The organism is Brachybacterium sp. UNK5269 (assembly GCF_049266655.1).
In the GTDB taxonomy this organism is placed as follows: Bacteria; Actinomycetota; Actinomycetes; order Actinomycetales; family Dermabacteraceae; genus Brachybacterium.
The window spans coordinates 1,027,331-1,042,441 of the sequence record NZ_CP184883.1 but is presented as its reverse complement, the minus strand read 5'-3'; the positions used below and the strand labels follow the sequence as shown (position 1 = coordinate 1,042,441).

At 73.8% G+C, this 15,111-nt stretch carries 11 protein-coding genes and 1 pseudogene; 1 reads left to right on the top strand and 11 read right to left on the bottom strand.

What is annotated here, in order from left to right; translation table 11 throughout:
* Positions 1-223: 223 nt before the first annotated feature.
* The 10 genes and pseudogenes from ACOJUI_RS04755 to ACOJUI_RS04710 all read right to left on the bottom strand — a co-directional run bounded on the left by ACOJUI_RS04755 (position 224) and on the right by ACOJUI_RS04710 (position 11,658).
* A complete protein-coding gene (locus ACOJUI_RS04755; protein ID WP_422116944.1) occupies positions 224-1,138 on the bottom strand; it encodes an endonuclease domain-containing protein in 915 nt (304 codons plus the stop codon).
* Positions 1,139-1,597: 459 nt separating this feature from the next.
* Positions 1,598-3,178 (bottom strand): signal recognition particle protein, encoded by a 1,581-nt coding sequence (ffh, locus tag ACOJUI_RS04750; protein WP_422116943.1) that lies wholly within the window; start codon positions 3,176-3,178, stop codon positions 1,598-1,600.
* A 117-nt stretch (positions 3,179-3,295) separates the two neighbouring features.
* Positions 3,296-5,647 (bottom strand): HD domain-containing protein, encoded by a 2,352-nt coding sequence (locus tag ACOJUI_RS04745; protein ID WP_422116942.1) that lies wholly within the window; start codon positions 5,645-5,647, stop codon positions 3,296-3,298.
* On the bottom strand, positions 5,637-5,975 hold the full coding sequence (locus tag ACOJUI_RS04740) for a P-II family nitrogen regulator (protein WP_422116941.1): 339 nt from the start codon (positions 5,973-5,975) through the stop codon (positions 5,637-5,639). Before ACOJUI_RS04740 ends, ACOJUI_RS04745 begins: the two co-directional genes overlap by 11 nt.
* Positions 5,972-7,369, bottom strand: a complete 1,398-nt coding sequence (locus tag ACOJUI_RS04735) for an ammonium transporter (RefSeq protein WP_422116940.1) — start codon at positions 7,367-7,369, stop codon at positions 5,972-5,974. The genes ACOJUI_RS04740 and ACOJUI_RS04735 overlap by 4 nt, the downstream gene beginning before the upstream one ends.
* A 238-nt stretch (positions 7,370-7,607) precedes the next feature.
* A complete protein-coding gene (gene ftsY / locus ACOJUI_RS04730; RefSeq protein ID WP_422116939.1) occupies positions 7,608-9,077 on the bottom strand; it encodes a signal recognition particle-docking protein FtsY in 1,470 nt (489 codons plus the stop codon).
* Between the two features lie 109 nt (positions 9,078-9,186).
* On the bottom strand, positions 9,187-9,339 hold the full coding sequence (locus ACOJUI_RS04725) for a hypothetical protein (protein WP_422116938.1): 153 nt from the start codon (positions 9,337-9,339) through the stop codon (positions 9,187-9,189).
* A 67-nt stretch (positions 9,340-9,406) separates the two neighbouring features.
* Positions 9,407-9,832, bottom strand: a complete 426-nt coding sequence (ndk, locus tag ACOJUI_RS04720) for a nucleoside-diphosphate kinase (protein ID WP_422116937.1) — start codon at positions 9,830-9,832, stop codon at positions 9,407-9,409.
* A gap of 61 nt (positions 9,833-9,893) precedes the next feature.
* Positions 9,894-10,307 (bottom strand): DUF4233 domain-containing protein, encoded by a 414-nt coding sequence (locus ACOJUI_RS04715; RefSeq protein WP_422116936.1) that lies wholly within the window; start codon positions 10,305-10,307, stop codon positions 9,894-9,896.
* A 2-nt stretch (positions 10,308-10,309) separates the two neighbouring features.
* Positions 10,310-11,658, bottom strand: a pseudogene (locus ACOJUI_RS04710) (bifunctional folylpolyglutamate synthase/dihydrofolate synthase).
* 267 nt (positions 11,659-11,925) lie between these two features.
* Between ACOJUI_RS04710 and ACOJUI_RS04705 the strand changes: the two are divergent.
* On the top strand, positions 11,926-13,527 hold the full coding sequence (locus ACOJUI_RS04705; protein WP_422116935.1) for a hypothetical protein: 1,602 nt from the start codon (positions 11,926-11,928) through the stop codon (positions 13,525-13,527).
* A gap of 23 nt (positions 13,528-13,550) precedes the next feature.
* Here ACOJUI_RS04705 and ACOJUI_RS04700 read toward each other — a convergent pair whose 3' ends face one another.
* Positions 13,551-14,804, bottom strand: a complete 1,254-nt coding sequence (locus tag ACOJUI_RS04700) for an S-layer homology domain-containing protein (protein WP_422116934.1) — start codon at positions 14,802-14,804, stop codon at positions 13,551-13,553.
* Positions 14,805-15,111: the final 307 nt, after the last annotated feature.

Below are 15,111 nucleotides of genomic sequence, written 5' to 3'. Positions count from 1 at the left end.
GTGGCACGACGTGGCACGAAAAGGTACCGCCCGGATGGCACCTTTCGCGTCCACATGGGCCGGTACGACGTCCGCCCGTGGCCCGGCTTCGAAAAGTACCACTCAGATGGCACCTTTCGCGTCCACGCGCGTCGATGGTCAGCTCGTACCCCACCGGGCGAGGAGGGGGAGCACCGATGGCGCAGCACCGTCCGGGTTCCACCCGCATCGGCACGGTCGCTGATCACCGCCCGTTGCGTCGAGCCTCGCGGAGGGCATGGTCGAGGCCGGCCAGGACCTCGCCCGGTCTCAGGTAGTCGGCCATCGTCAGGCGATGCAGCGACCAGCCCATGCGCTGAAGGGCCGCGCTCCTCTGGAGGTCATCGCGCCAGCGCTGTCGGTTCGTCCGGTGCTCATCCCCGTCGTACTCGATCGCGATCCTCTCGTCGGGATAGGCGAGATCGATGAAGTAGACGGTCCCGGTCACCGGATCGCACACCTTGAGATTCAGCTCCGGCTCCGGATACCCACGGCTGCGGAGCAGCAGTCGCAGCCGCGTCTCCATCGGCGACCAGGACCGCTCCCGCACCGCCGGCAGCGCGCGGCGCAGAGCGGGGACTCCCCGGCCGCTCATGGTGCCGAGGAACTGCTCGATCTGCGGGATCCGCATCCGCTCACGAGTGCCATTCTGGTCAGCGGCGAGAGCGTCCAGGCAGACGACCAGGTCGACCGGCGCGAGACGCGGTGCCAGCTCCTGCAGGGCGACCAGCGGATGGGACATGGTGATGCCGTCGAGCCGGATCGTCGGCGCCGCGGCCGGGCGATGCACCACGACGAGGCCGCCGCTGGCTCGCCCACGGCTCTCGGGTCCTCGGCAGTGCAGCGGGGCCCCTCCCTGCCGGGTCATCGCTCGGGGCAGCGGGAACCCGAAGAGCTCGGCCGCCGTCTCGTGGCTGATCACGGCGCCCGGCCGGATGGAGTGCTGGAACACCTCCGCGAGCGTGCTCAGCGCGGGCTGCGCGTCCGCTCGCATCCACCAGCCGGGGAACACCCGGGTCATCGCCGCGGAGGCGAGCTGCCGACGATGCATCCCCTGGTCGAGCAGCGTCGCGCGGGCGTAGACGCGGTCCGTGCGCAGATCGGCGGGTCGCAGGCTCATGGCCGCGACCGTAGAGGCCGATGCCGACGCCAGTTCGCTGGGCCGTACTGATGTGGACGGCCGCCTCGTGGGGAGGATCGCTGAGCCCAGGAGCCGTTCCGCGAGGCGCCTGCGCGCGTGAGCCGACGGGCACGCCCGTTGCGGCGGCCCGCAGCAGGGTACGAGCAGCTCCGCACCGGACGTCGGGAGCCACATCGGGGGTGATGCCGGCGTCAGCCGTCGGCCGCCCGGCCCGAAAAGGTGCCACGATCCTGGTACTTATCCGGGCCCGGTGCCGCCGGCTCGGGCTGCACCACCGCCTGGTTGCAAGAGGTGCCAGAAATGTGGCACCTTTCTCGACCATTCTGCGTCCGACCGGCACGGCAGCGCCCGGCTCAGCCTTCAGAGCGCCCGACGCACCGGCGGGAGCAGGCGGGCACCGGCGCACCGGCCCGGCCGCCGGAGCAGCCGCCCGGCGGCTCACTTCCCGCCGAGCAGCTTCTGCATCTCCGGCGGCAGCTGGCTGGGGTCGAAGTCCGCGAGATCGGGAGCGCCCGGTGCGGCGGCGCCGCCGAAGGCCGAACCGCCCTGCCCGGCGGCGGCCTTCTTCGCGGCCTCGGCCTGTTCGCGGGCGGCCTTGGCGGGGTTCTTGGACTTGGGCTTCTTGCCCTGCTTCTGCGCGACCTGCTTGCCGCGGGACTTCTTGCCCATCCCCATGCCGGGGCCGCCGGGCATCGCGGGCATCCCGCCGCCGGCCATGCCGCGTCCCATGGTCTTCATCATCTGCTGGGCCTGCTTGAACCGCTCGAGCAGCTGGTTGATCTGCTGGACCGTGGTGCCGGAGCCCTTGGCGATGCGGTTGCGGCGGGAGCCGTTGAGGATCTTGGGGTTGGTGCGCTCCTCGGGCGTCATCGAGCGGATGATCGCCTCGACCCGGCCGATCTCGGACTCGTCGAAGTTCTCGAGCGCCTCGCGGTACTGCCCCATGTTCGGCAGCATGCCGAGCATCTTCTTGATGCTGCCCATGTTCTTGAGCTGCTGCATCTGGGTGAGGAAGTCCTCGAGCGTGAAGTCCTCGCCGGAGGCGAGCTTGGCCGCCGCCTTCTCGGCCTCCGCGTGGTCGAAGGCCTTCTCGGCCTGCTCGATGAGGGTGAGCACGTCACCCATGTCGAGGATGCGGTTGGCCATGCGGTCCGGGTGGAAGCGCTCGAACTCGTCGAGGCTCTCACCGGTGGAGGCGAACAGGATCGGGCGCTGGGTGACGCCGGTGATCGACAGCGCGGCGCCGCCCCGGGCGTCACCGTCGAGCTTGGACAGCACCACGCCGGTGAAGCCGACGCCGTCGCGGAACGCCTCGGCGACCCGGGCGGCGTCCTGACCGATCATCGCGTCGACCACGAAGAGGGTCTCGTGAGGGTTGACGGCGTCGCGGATGTCCCGCGCCTGCTGCATCATCTCCTCGTCGATGCCGAGCCGGCCGGCGGTGTCGACGATGACCACGTCGTGCTGCTGGAACTGGGCGGTGGAGACGCCGTTCATCGCCACCAGCACCGGATTGCCGACGCCGTTGCCGGGCTCGGGGGCGAACACCGGCACCCCGGCCCGTTCGCCGACGATCTGCAGCTGGTTCACGGCGTTGGGGCGCTGGAGGTCGGCGGCGACCAGCAGCGGGGTGTGACCCTCGCCCTTCATCCACTTCGCGAGCTTGCCGGCGAGGGTGGTCTTGCCGGCGCCCTGGAGGCCGGCCAGCATGATCACCGTCGGGGGGTTCTTGGCCCAGCCCAGCTCGCCAGTCGCGCCGCCGAGGATCGCCACCAGCTCGTCGTTGACGATCTTGACGACCTGCTGGGCGGGGTTGAGCGCCTTGGAGACCTCTTCGCCCAGCGCCCGCTCACGGACCCGGCCGGTGAACTCGCGCACCACCGAGACGGCGACGTCGGCGTCGAGCAGGGCTCGACGGATCTCGCGGATCGTCTTGTCGACGTCCGCCTCGGTGAGGCGGCCGTGGCCGCGCAGACCCTTCAGCGACGCTGTGATGCGATCGGAGAGGTTGTTGAACACGAAGTGCTTCCCCCTGGTCGTATGGACCGCATCAGTGTAGTGCGCCGGGCTCCTCCGCCCCAGGATGCGCGGTCAGCGCCACAGGAGACGCAGGCCACCTCCGGCGCCCGGCGCCGCTCAGGTGGCCGCGGCCTCCATCAGGGCGGCCACGATCCGTCCCACGCTCGGCGGGTCCAGCGCCCGCCCGTGCTGGTCGGTCAGGTACAGCACGTCCACGGCCCGCCGGCCCAGGGTCATCACATGGGCGCTGCGCACCTGCAGCCGGTGATCGGCGATCACCCCGGCCACGTCGGCCAGCAGGCTGGGACGGTTGCGGGCGTTGACCTGCACCACGGTGGCCTCGCGGGAGGCCCCGGGCAGCAGGGTCACCACCGGGGTGTCCTCGGTGGTGCGCGGCGGCGGGGCGGGCGGCAGCTCGAGCACCCGGGCGTCCGCCCGGTCGCGGCGGCTCAGCTCGCGGTCCAGCGCGGTGCGCACCACCGAGGGGTGCGGGAGGTCGGCGGGTGCGCCGGCGACCCACCAGGTGTTCACGGCCACGCCGTCCAGGGTCATCACCACCGCGCTGTGCACGTCCAAGCGCAGCCGCACCAGCACCCGGGCCATGGCCGCGAACACCCCGGCGCCGTCGGGGGCGCCCAGGCAGATCTGGGAGATCGGCTCCTCGTCGAGGTGGGCGGGGTAGAGCACCTGGGCGCTGCCGCTGCGCCGCACCGCGGCCAGCACCGCCTCCTGCACCGCGCGCTGCGGGGCCAGCGCGGCGTGCGGGGCGGTCGCGGTGCCGCTGAGGGCGTTCCGCGCCAGGCCCGTCAGGTGGTCGACGAGGTCGGCGCGCCAGCTGGACCAGGCCGAGGGGCCGGCGGCGATCGCGTCGGCCTCGGTGAGGGCGCGCAGGATCTCCAGCAGCGTGAGGTCCTCCTCCACCGCGTCCAGCAGTTCGCGCAGGGTGGCGGGGTCGGCGAGGTCGCGGCCGGTGGCCAGACCCACCAGGGTGAGGTGCTCGCGCACCAGCCGGCCCACCGCCCGGGCATCGGCCTTGGGGAAGCCGAGGTGGCGGGCGGCGGCCTCGGCCAGCGGGGCCCCCTCGACGGCATGGTCCCGGGCGCCGGGGCGCTTGCCGAGGTCGTGCAGCAGGGCGGTGACCAGCAGCAGGTCGGGGCGGCTGACGTGGGGCAGGAACCGCTGCGCCTGGAGGACGGTCTCGATCTGGTGGCGGTCCACGGTGAAGCGGTGCACGGCGGAGCGCTGCGGGCGGTTGCGGACCTCCATCCAGCCCGGCACCCAGCGGGCGAAGATGCCCTTCACGTCGAGCGCCTCGTAGACGTCGGCGAGGTGCTCCCCGGCGAGGGCGTCGACCAGCACGTCGCGCTGGGCGGGCAGCAGGGGGCCGACGGGCGACTCGGCCATCCGGGCCAGGGTGGCGTCGGCGAGCGGCAGCCCGGTGGTGGCGGCGTGGCGCACCGCCGCGACGTCCCGCAGCAGGTCCCGGGAGTCGGGATCCACGGAGACCTCCCCGGACTGGACCAGCACGCCGTGGGGCAGGCGGGTCAGGGCGGGGCGGCGCTCGGCGCCGAGGCCGCGGGTGGCGACGCCGCCGGGGGCGATGGCCGCCTCGGCGGCGCGCACCGCGCGGTGCAGCTCCCAGGTCACGGCCCGGGCGGCCTCGGCCAGCACTGCGTGGTGGTCGTCGGCCGTGGCATGGCCGGTGAGCGCGGCGACCGAGTCCTGGTCGGCGCGTCCCAGCCGGGTGCCGGACGAGCCGGTCACGGCCTGCAGCGCATCGCGGGCATCGCGCAGGGTGCGGGCCGCGGCGTCGACCACCTCGTGGTCATGGTCGGCGAGCCAGCTCTCGGCGAGGGCCCTGATGACGGTCACGTCCCGCAGGCCACCGCGATCCGACTTGAGGTTCGGCTCCGTGGAGTGGGCGAGCGAGCCGTGGTGGCGGCCGCGGTCGGTGGCGAGGTCCACCAGCTCCCCCACCCGGCGGCGGGCCTCCCGGCGCCACTGGGCGCGCAGCCGCGTCGCGGTGTCCTCGACGAGCTCGGCGTCGCCCGCGACCACGCGCAGGTCCAGCAGGGAGATCGCGGCGCGCAGGTCCTTCCGGGCGACCTCCTCGCACTCGGCGGGGCTGCGCACGGAGTGGTCCAGGGCGGTGCCGGAGTCCCAGATCGGGTACCACAGGGCGCTGGCGAGGCGCTCCGCCTCGGCCTGGTCCACGTGCTCAAGATCCAGCAGCAGCACCAGGTCGAGGTCGCTGCCCGGCCCCAGCGAGCGCCGTCCGAGCGAGCCGATGGCGGCCAGCGCCGCCCCGGCGCCGGACGCGGGGGCGCCGGCCCGCTCCCACAGCTCGCGCAGCCAGTCGTCGACGAGATCGGACTGGGCGACCCTGCGGGAGGGACCGGCGGCAGGGTCCGCGAAGCCCTCGTGGAGCACCTGGGTGATCCGGCGGGAGGAGAACACCTCAGAGGGCATCCGCCCCCCGTTCCCCGGTGCGGACCCGCACCACGGTGCCGACGTCGGTGGTCCAGACCTTGCCGTCCCCGATCCTGCCGGTGCGGGAGGCGGCGACCACCAGGTCGATGATCGCGGGCTCGTCGATCTCCTCGGCGAGCACCTCGAGCTTGATCTTGGGGATGGTGTCGATGGTGTACTCGGCGCCCCGGTAGACCTCGGTGTGCCCGCCCTGGCGGCCGTGGCCGGCGACCTCGGTCACGGTGATCCCGCTGACCCCGTACTCGCGCAGGGAGTCGGTGACCGCCTGCAGGGCGTGCGGCTGGATGACGGCGGTGATGAGCTTCATCGGGTCTCTCCTGTGGTGACCGGGGCGGAGCCGGCGTCGACCGGTGTGCCGGTGGGGGTCGCGGGGGCGGGGTTGCGGGGTTCCGCGTCGTCCGGGTCGGACGGGAACGGCACGGGGCTGGGACCGGTCGGGCGCTCCCGGCGGGAGGCCAGGGCGCCGGCCAGATCGTATCCGGCCTCGGCGTGCTGGGTGATGTCGATCCCGGCGCGCTCGTCCGCCTCGGTGACCCGCCAGCCCAGCGTGTACTTCAGGGCCAGCGCGATCACCGCGGTGAGCACCCCGGAGAAGACCATCGCGGCCAAGGCCACCAGCACCTGGACCAGCAGCAGGCTCACCCCGCCGCCGAACAGCAGCCCCCCGTCGGCCGCGAGGAAGCCGATGGCGATCGTGCCGACCAGTCCGCCCACCAGGTGGACGCCGACCACGTCGAGGGAGTCGTCGATCCCGAAGCGGTACTTCAGGCCGACGGCGAGGGCGCAGGCGAGCCCGGCGACCAGGCCCAGCACGATCGAGGTGAGCGGGCTCAGCGCGGCCGCGGCCGGGGTGATCGCGACCAGGCCCGCGACGACGCCGGAGGCCATGCCGAGGGAGGTGATGTGGCGGTCGCGGATCCGCTCCACCAGCGCCCAGCCGAGCATGGCGCCGGCGGTGGCGACGGTGGTGTTGACCCAGGCCAGGCCCGCGGTGGCGTCGGCCGTGCCGGCGGAGCCGCCGTTGAAGCCGAACCAGCCGAACCACAGCAGCGCGGCGCCGAGCATGACCAGCGGCAGGTTGTGCGGCTTCATCGGCTCCCGGCCGAAGCCCTTGCGGGCGCCGACGACGAGGGCGAGCACCAGACCGGCGACGCCGGCGTTGATGTGGACCACGGTGCCGCCGGCGAAGTCGACGGGCTCGGCGATCGCCGCGAAGGGTCCGTCGGCGCCCAGCAGGCCGCCGCCCCAGACCATGTGCGCCAGCGGTGCGTACACCACCAGCACCCAGAGGGCGGCGAAGACCAGCCAGGTGCCGAGCTTGACGCGGTCGGCGATCGCGCCCGAGATCAGCGCGGTGGAGATGATCGCGAAGGTCATCTGGAAGCCGGCGGCCACCAGGAACGGCACGCCGCTGCCGCCGAGCAGGGACTGCTCGTCGGTGCCGGCCAGGCCCAGGTGGTCCAGGGGGTTGCCGAGCACCCCGCCGATATCGGTGCCGAAGGCGATCGAGTAGCCGGCGACGGTCCAGGCGATGGCGACCACGGCGATCGCGCTGAAGGACATCAGCATCATGTTCAGCACCGTGCGGGCGCGCACCATGCCGCCGTAGAAGAGGGCGAGGCCCGGGGTCATGAGCAGCACCAGGGCGGCGCTGGTGAGGATCCAGGCGGTCGCTCCGGTGTCGAGGGTGAAGGGCTCCATGTCGGCTCCTGGTGGAGGGGGGCCGGCCCCCGGTCGCGTCTGCGTGCCGGGGCCGAACGGCCGTGCGGGCCGTGGCCACATCGTGCAGTCCGCGCCGTCCCCCACCTATGCCGAGAAGCCGCCGTGACCTTTTCGTGACACGGGGTCCCGGCGGGTGGACGTCCCGGGGACGACGGAACCCCCGCCCGGGGCGGGGCGAGGGGTCCGTGAGAGGGGTCGGCGGCGGCCGGGGACGGGCTCAGCCCTCGAGCAGGGCGTCGACGAAGCCGTGGGCGTCGAAGGGCGTGAGGTCGTCCATCCCCTCGCCGAGGCCCACCAGCTTGACCGGGACGCCGAGCTCGCGCTGGACGTTGACGACGATTCCGCCCTTGGCGGTGCCGTCGAGCTTGGTCAGCACGATGCCGGTGATGTGCACCGCCTCGGAGAAGACCCGCGCCTGCTGCATGCCGTTCTGCCCGGTGGTGGCGTCGATGACCAGGAGCACCTCGGCGACGCTGTCGCCGTGCAGGCCCTTCTCGGCCACCCGGCGCACCTTGCCGAGCTCGTCCATCAGGCCCTTCTTGTTCTGCAGGCGGCCGGCGGTGTCGATGATGACCACGTCGACGCCCTGGGCGATGCCCTCCTTGACGGCGTCGAAGGCGACCGCGGCGGGGTCGGCGCCGTCGCGGTCCGAGCGCACGGTGTCGACGCCGACGCGGGAGCCCCAGGTGGCGAGCTGGTCGGCGGCCGCGGCGCGGAAGGTGTCGGCCGCGCCGAGCACGACGGTGCGCTCGGCGGCGACCAGCACCCGGGCCAGCTTGCCGACGGTGGTGGTCTTGCCGGTGCCGTTGACGCCGACCATCAGGACCACCGACGGCACCTCGGTGCCGTCGGGCGCCTCGCGGCGGGTGGCCGCCAGGCGGCGGTCCAGGCTCGGGTCCACCAGGGCCAGCAGCTCCTCCCGCAGCGCCTCGCGCACCGCGGCGGGATCGTCGCTGCCGAGCACCTGCATGCGACGGCGCAGGTTCTCCAGCATCTCGTCGGTGGCGTCGGGGCCGAGGTCCGCCAGCAGCAGCGTCTCCTCGATCTCGTCCCAGGTCCCCTCGTCGACGGTGCCACGGGTGAGCAGGGTGAGGATGCCGCGGCCGAGGGAGCCGGAGCGGGAGAGCCGCTCGCGCAGCCGCACCATGCGGTCGGCCGGGGCCTCGGGCGTCTCGATCACCGGCCCCGCGGGAGCGGCCTGGGTCGAGGGGGCGGGGGTCGAGGGTGCGGCGTCGGTCCCGGTCGCCTCCGGTGGCGTGGGCGCCGGGGCGGGGGTCGCATCGGCCGGGGCGGTGTCCGCCGGAGCGGGGGCGGCGGTCGCACCGGCGGGGCCGGGGGTCCCGTCGGCCGGGGCCGTCTGCTCGGGGGCGGCGGCGCCGGTCTCCGCGGCGGTGTCCGCGGCCGGCGCGGCCGGGGCGCGGTCGGCGGGGGCCTCCGCGGCGGGCCGGTCCGTGGCGGGCGCCGGCGGGGCGGGGGCCGAGAGGGTGTCGGCCCAGGTGGGGGCCGTGGGGCGCTCCTTGACCGCGGTCGCGGCGCGCGAGGGGGCGTCGTCGGCGTCGCGCGGCGGGGTGCGCTGGTCCGAGGCCTTCCTGCCCCGGGCGCGGAGATAGGCCCAGGCGCCGGCGCCGATCACGAGGACGCCGCCACCGCCACCGGCTATCAGGGCGAGGATGTCATTGGGGTCCACGGGTCACCTCCGGGATCGGGGAAGCCGACGATGCGGCGAGGACAGCTGTCAGTGTAGGGGGCTGCCTGGCTGCTGCCCGGACCGGGTCGACCGGGGTCCGGTCCGGCGCTCAGCGCCGGGTGCGGGAGGAGTGTCGGCGGTCCGCCGGCCGGCGCTCGTCCTCGGCATCGCGCAGGTTGGGCAGGGCGACCAGGACCATCACACCGATCGACACCAGCAGGGCGAGGGCCATGAAGACGATCACGACGAGGGGCAGATCCATGCCTTCAGTGTGCCTGCCGCGGCGGGGCTGCGGCGGGAGGGTCCGCGGCGGCGCGCGTCACATCCGCTCAGCCGAGCTCGGGGAACCAGATGCCGATCTCGCGGGCGGCGGACTCCTCGGAGTCGGAGCCGTGCACGAGGTTCTGGATGACGGGGAGGTCCTGCTCGCAGGCGAGATCGCCGCGGATGGTGCCGGGCGCCGCCTGGGTGGGGTTGGTGGCGCCGGCCAGCGAGCGGAAGCCCGGGATCACGTTGACGCCCTCGAGGACCAGGGCGACCAGCGGCGCTGCGCCCATGTACTCCACGAGGCCGGGGTAGAAGGGCTTGCCCTCGTGCTCGGCGTAGTGCGCGGCCAGCTCCTCGGAGGTGGCGGTGCGCTGGGCGAGGGCGAGGATCCCGTACCCCTTCGCCTCGATGCGGCGGATGATCTCCCCGCGCAGGCCGCGCTGGACGGCGTCGGGCTTGAGCAGGACGAGGGTGCGCTGTGCGGTCATGACCCCAGGGTACCCACGACGGCGGGTGCTGCCGGCACCGCGGCCCGGGATCCGGTCCGGCTCAGGCGGTGGCGTCGGGCGCGTCGCCCTCCGCCGCCCGGACCGCGGCATCGACGGCGTCCTTCTCCCGATCGAGCTGGTGGCCCTTGATCGCGCCGTAGGCGTACAGCGCGGCGAAGCCGATCCCCAGCACCCACATCGCCGGCACCTGGATGCCGAGCAGGATGACGGGCAGCTGCAGTGCCAGGCCCAGCCAGTAGGGCCAGGCGCCGCGCCTCAGCACACCGGAGCAGGCGACCAGGGCGAGCGCCGTCGCCAGTCCCCACGCCCAGGTCAGGGCGCGATCGCCGGGAACCAGCTGGTGGGCGACGAGCACCGCGAAGAACACCACGAAGGCCTCGAGCACGAGGATGGTCGCGGAGAACATGCGCTGCGCGCCGTGGGCGCGCGGGGACGGGGTCAGGTCGAGCGCCATGGTCAGTCCTCCTCGGCGGCGCCGAGCAGGTCGCGGACCTCGCCGGCGAGGGTCACGGAGCCGGCCACCACCACCCCGCCGAACTGACCGCCGTCGCGGTCGGCGAGGTCGACGGCGGCCTGGATCGCGTCGGGCAGGATCGGCTCCTCGACCACCCGGTCCTCGTCGCCGAAGACGTCGCGGGCGATGTCGGCGAGCTGGTCGGTGGGGATCGCGCGCGGCGAGGTCGACTGGGAGACGACCACGACGTCCAGCAGCGGTTCGAGGACCGCGAGGATCTCGGTGGCGTCCTTCTCCTGCAGGACGCCGACCAGGCCGACGGTGTGGGTGAAGCGGAAGTTCTCGCGCACCGTCTCGACCAGGGTGAGGGCGCCGGCGGGGTTGTGCGCGGCGTCCACCAGGATGGTCGGCGCCTGCCGGACCACCTCGGCCCGCCCCGGGGAGGTGACGGTGGACAGGGCCGCGCTCAGCAGCTCCCCGTCCAGGGGGTGCTGCCGCCGCCGAGCAGGGCCTCCGCGGCAGCGACGGCCAGCAGCGCGTTGCCGGCCTGGTGCTCGCCCAGCAGGGAGAGGAAGACGTCCTCGTAGCGTCCGGCGATGCCCTGCAGGGTGAGCATCTGGCCGCCGACGCCGGGGGTGCGGGCGGTCACCCCGATCTGGTGGTCCTCGAGCGCCGCCTCGGCGCCGAGCTCGGTGATGCGCTCGCGCAGCACGTCGGCCGCGTCCTGGTAGGGCTGGGAGGCGATGATCGCGGTGGCATCCGCGGTGAGGATCCCGGCCTTCTCCCCCGCGATCTCGGCGACGGTCTCGCCGAGGTACTCCTGGTGGTCCAGGGAGATGGGGGTGATGACGGCGACGTCGGGGGTCACCACCCCGGTGGCGTCCCAGGTCCCGCCGAGGCCGGTCTCGACCACGGCGACGTCCACGGGGGCGGAGGCGAAGGCCTGGAAGCTCATGGCCGTCAGGTACTCGAAGTAGGTCAGCCGCACTCCCCCGGCGGCCTCCTGCTCGGCGTCCACGATCGCCGCGAACGGCTCGACGTCGTAGTAGGCCTGGAGGAACCCCTCCTCGTCGATCGAGGTGCCGTCGATCGCGATCCGCTCCACCGGCGAGTGCAGGTGGGGGCTGGTGGTCCGTCCGGTGCGCAGGCCGGCCTCGTGCAGGATCCGTTCCAGGATCCGGGCGGTGGTGGTCTTGCCGTTGGTGCCCGCGATGCGGATCGAGCGATACGAGTTCTGCGGGTCCCCCATCAGCTCCATCACGCGCGTGATCCGCGTCAGGTCCGGCTCGATCCGGTTCTCCGGGGCGCGCTCGAGCAGCGCCGCATAGACCTCGCGCAGCGCGGTCGACATGGTCCGACGGGACGACCCCGGGCGGGGAGAACTCGGCACAGGGGCTCCTGGGAAGGGCTGAGGGGGCGGGGCGCAGGCCAGTCTACGGGGGGTGGCTGTGACCGTTCCTCACCACCGGCGGGTTCTCCACCGGGTGGGCCGCTAGCCCGCTGCGCAACGGGGCGCGCCCTAGCCTCAGCCGCAGGAGGGGCCCGGCCGACGGGCCCGGAGGGCGGGGTGAGGGGCGATGTCCGAGCGGAGCGCCGGCGCCGGGCGGGCCGGTGCGCGGTGACCGGCTTCCGGGGCATGGAGACGGAGCAGGTCCGCGGTCAGGGTCGACGGGTCCGGGCCGCGGCGCGGCAGCTGGAGCTGCTGCGCGAGCATCTGGGCACGGTGGTGGCGGCGACCGGCTGGGCCGGCCCCGACGCCGAGGCCTTCCGCGGCCGGTGGGCCGATTCCGCAGCCCCCGGGATGACCGCGGTGTGCGGGCAGCTCACCGGGCTGGCCGGGGCTCTCCTCGCCGAGGCCGGCCGGCAGGACCTGGCCTCCGGCCCGGACCCGCTGCTCCCCGTCGCCGAGGGCCGCCCCCGCCCGGCCCCGGACGGTCCCGGGATCCCGGACCGGCTCGAGGGCGCCGGGCAGGCGGCGCTGTCGCCTCTCGGGGCTCTGGCCGCGGACCGCATCGGCTGGGGCGTCGACCCCGCCATGGAGCTGATCGCGGGGAGCGCGGCCGGTCTGGGGCTGGACACCGACGGTCTCGTCAGGTTCCGCGGCGATGCCGCGCATCTCGGCGGGCTGATCGGGGACTGGGCCTCCGGCGCGCGCGTGCCCACCCTCGCCGAGCTGGGCGCGAGCGCGCTGCTGGTCGGCGGGACCGGGCTGATCGCGCCGGTGGAGCTGTTCACCGACACCGGCTTCCTGGACGCGCGCACCGCGGTCACCGTGCACGCCGTGACCGCGGTGTCCGATCCCTCGACCCCGCAGGATCTGGCGGACCTGATCCGTGCCCATGACGAGGCGCGGCGGGAGATGTTCGACCGGACCGGGACGGAGCGGTTCGACGGGCACCGCTCCGGTCAGATCCGGATCCAGACGGTGCAGACCCCGGGGGGCGGGCAGCGGTTCATCGTCCATGCCCCGCCGACCGGCGGCGCGGGGATCCTCAGCCCCGCGGCGTGGGGAGCGCAGGGGAACTCGGCGGGATGGGACTCGGACCTGCGGTCGATGGCCGGCCAGGCCTCGGCCGCGATGGCGGACGTCCGGGCGGCGATGAGCGCTCCCGGGCCGGACGGAGCGCCCCTGGTCCCGGCCGGGGCGGAGGTGCTGCTCGTGGGCCATTCCCAGGGCGGGCTCACCGCGGCGCAGCTGGTCGCCGATCCGACCTTCAACAGCACCAGCGGGGCCGCGGGCTCGTACGACGTCACCCACAGCTTCTCGATCGGCTCCCCGGTCCAGACCGTCGTTCCTGCTCAGGGTTCGACCCAGGTCGTCAACGTCGCGCACGACCCGGTGTGGGAGCGCAGCTCCCTGTGGCCCGAGGTGCTCGCCCACCCCTCCCACATCGCCGATCCGGTGCCCCGGCTGGATCTGGGCGGGTACCGGGTCGACGGCTCGCGGGTGTCGGCGCCGAACGTGCGCGAGGCCTGGCTCCCCGCCCCGGTGCAGACCTACGGCGAGAGCTCACAGCTCCACAACGCGCACGACTCGGTGCTGCTGACCGCTCGCGGCGCGGACCCCACCGGCGGCTACTACGGATCCGTCCGCCGGCACACCGGCAGCGATCCCGTCCTCTCCGCCCTGCAGCGGGACCTCGAGGGGCGATACCTGGGAGCGGGCGTGGCCGTGGTGTCCGACCGGATCGTCGAGGTCGGCCGGGAGGACCTGCGGTGAGCGGGAAGGGCCCGGCGGCTCGCTCAGTCCACCTCCATCCGGTAGATGAAGGCCGCCATGGCGTCGCGGAGGATCGGCTCGTACGGCCGGTACCGACCGTCGGCCCAGCCGTTCGCGATGCCCACCGACTGGGCCCAGGCGATCTCGTCGCGGAAGATCACCGTGGAGTCGACGTCGACGAACGGGGACCGTGCGGGCGGTGTGTACGCCGGCTCCCCCGAGGCGCGATACAGGAATGCAGCCATCGCATCACGCTTGACGGGCTCGAAGGGGCGGTAGGTGCCGTCGGGCCAGCCCTCCGTGATGCCGACGGACTCCGCCCAGGCGATCTCCTTGTAGAAGATCATGCTGGTGCTGACGTCCTTGAACGGCGACTTCGCCGGCGGTGTGTATGGGGGCGAGCCGGCGGCCCGGTAGAGGAAGGCCGCCATCGCATCGCGCTTCATCGGCTCGAAGGGACGATAGGTGCCGTCGGACCATCCGTCGGCGAGCCTCTGGTGCTTCATCCAGGCGATCTCGGTGAAGAAGATCAGCTGGCCGTAGCGGACATCCGTGAACGGCGCGGCCGGGTCCTTGCCCCACGGCGCCGCCACCGGGTATCGGCTGGTGGGCGCCCCGGAGGGGGATCCGAACCACTCCGAGAAGGTGCGGAAGAAGTTGCGGTTGCCGTAGGTGGCGCAGACGTCGTCCCGGACGGCCCCGGCGCCGGCGTCGAGCGTCGCCTGGGTGGGGGTGAACGGGGTGTAGTTGTACAGCGCGGCGGTGGCCCGGTTGAAGATCCGCACCTCGCCGTAGCCGCAGAAGGCGTAGGGGCTGTACTGGATGTCGTAGGTGCGGCCGGCCTGGTAGCGGTACCCGCGGGCGGGGTCGCCGTACTCCTGCAGGCGGGAGCCGGCGTTGTAGATCTGCTGGGCGAAGCCGGCGTAGCGGGGGTCGCAGCCCACGAAGTCGGGGCAGCCGAAGCCGAGCGCCTGCGCGAGCATCTTCGGGGTCGCGTTGCGGGTGGTGATCAGCCCCTGCTCCTTCTGGAGCATCACCAGGATCACGCGGGGGCTGACGTCGCAGGCGCGGGAGACGTCGGCGATGATGCGCCCGGCGCTGGCGCTGGCGACGGCCGGGATCGCCTGGCAGTACCTGGTGGCGCTGCGCTGCGGGGTGTTCATCCGCAGGTCCTTGAGGCAGTCGGCGCCGTCATCGCCGCGGACGCAGCTCGCGCCCCGCTGATCGAGGAAGGTGTCGATCTGGGCGGCGGTCATCGCGTCGCCGTCGAACATCATCGTGTCGGTGATCAGGAAGCCCGGGGAGAAGCCGCCGAGTCCGGCGGGCGGGGTCTCCGCGCGGGCGTCGGGCGCCCCGGCCAGGGCGGTCCCGGCCAGCAGCAGCGCGGCGAGGACGACCAGCGCGAGGCGGCGCAGCGGCGGGGAGCCGGCGGTGGCCGAGGGCAGGCGGGGGAGGAGGGGGAAGGGGTGCTGGGGTCCATCGGAGGCTCCGGGGTCAGGGGATCGCGAGCCCGATCCGCATCAAGTCTACGCTCGGCTCGGAGCGACGAAAACCGCCCTTGAGCAGGCGATATCGGGTGACGAG